Origin of the sequence: Phaeodactylibacter xiamenensis (assembly GCF_000759025.1) — a bacterium.
In the GTDB taxonomy this organism is placed as follows: domain Bacteria; phylum Bacteroidota; class Bacteroidia; order Chitinophagales; family Saprospiraceae; genus Phaeodactylibacter; species Phaeodactylibacter xiamenensis.
Map to the genome: position 1 here is coordinate 1 of NZ_JPOS01000086.1, position 1,354 is coordinate 1,354.

The 1,354-nt window shown below is 48.2% G+C and carries 2 protein-coding genes; both read left to right on the top strand.

What is annotated here, in order from left to right; translation table 11 throughout:
- Positions 1 to 69: 69 nt before the first annotated feature.
- Entirely contained in the window at positions 70 to 591 is a 522-nt protein-coding gene (locus IX84_RS31550) for a helix-turn-helix domain-containing protein (protein WP_052516199.1), read from the top strand.
- Between the two features lie 82 nt (positions 592 to 673).
- Positions 674 to 1,324 (top strand): transposase, encoded by a 651-nt coding sequence (locus IX84_RS25915; protein ID WP_202965271.1) that lies wholly within the window; start codon positions 674 to 676, stop codon positions 1,322 to 1,324.
- Positions 1,325 to 1,354 lie beyond the last annotated feature (30 nt).

Sequence of the window (1,354 nt, forward strand, 5' to 3'; positions counted from 1 at the left end):
CTAGTGCCTCCGGCACTAGATTATAGTATTTGAATTATCTTTATGCTCAATCATAAAGATAATTCAAGTATGGCAAAAGCACTCCCACCCTTAGAAGCAAGTCCAAGACAGCGTTCGTTGGTAAGCAAACGCCTAAAGCAAGGTCATCTTAGCCATCGGCTGCATCAACGCTATGCTCTCCTCCACGGTATGCTAGAGGGCAAAAGTGCCTTTAGCTCAGCTAAGGACCTAGGGCTGCGTGCGGATGTAGGCATACGCTGGTATACTCGATGGGCAGACAATCAGGGGCGGCTCGAAGCCCTGGAAGTGGATTGCGCTGGAAAACCAATCAGCGACCATGAACTAGGCAAACAAATGGATTTAGTCCTTTCTGACCGTGCACGTAGCGGGGTGAAGCCACGCATCACTCAAGCGCAAAAGGAACAAATTGTCGCTCTGGCGTGTAAAAAGCCCTCTGATTATGGGCTTCCTCAAGGGGCCTGGACTAGAGACACGCTCGCCCAAATGGCCATGGAACAAAAAATAGTAGATAAGATTTCCCCCAGTCATGTGAGGAACATTTTAAAAAAATCGGGAGGTACGTCCGCATAAGAACCGTTATTGGCTCTTCCCCCACATCGACGATTGGGAGGCCTTCGCCCAACGGGTACGAACGATCTGCAAGCTAATCCTATTGGTCATCTCAGGGCTGAACAAGGACATACGCCTGTTCAGTGTAGACGAGAAAACAGGCATCCAGGCATTAGAGCGTAAGAGCCAGCCTCTTAGGCCAGGCAGAGACCGGCGTGTAGAGTATGAATACAAACGCCATGGCACTACCACGCTGATGGCGGCTCAGGATGTCGCTACCGGACAACTAATCAGTTACCGCATTCATCCTACTCGTACCGAACTGGACTTTCTATGCTTTATTCAGCGTACTACTGCTGTGTTGCAGGAAGGCCAACAGGCCGTCTTTCTTGTTGACCAGCTCAACACCCATATGTCAGCATCTTTGGTCGAGTGGGTGGCTTCTCAAATTGGTTATGTGGGAGACTTGGGCGTTAAAGGCAAAAGTGGGGTACTCAAATCAAAGAGCACTCGTAAAGCTTTCCTCGAAGTTGACCATCATGCCATTCGATTTCTTTTCACGCCTAAGCACTGTTCATGGCTCAATCCCATCGAAAACTGGTTTGGGCACCTTCAGCGAAAAGCACTTAATCATCAAAGCTTCGATTCTATTGAAAGCTTGATAGCCAGAATCGAAAACTTTACCGAATATTACAATTCCTATCTGGCAAAGCCTCTGAAGTGGAAATTCCAAGGCTTTGACCGAAAGAAATAAAATACGCTTTTCTAGTGCCGGAGGCACTAG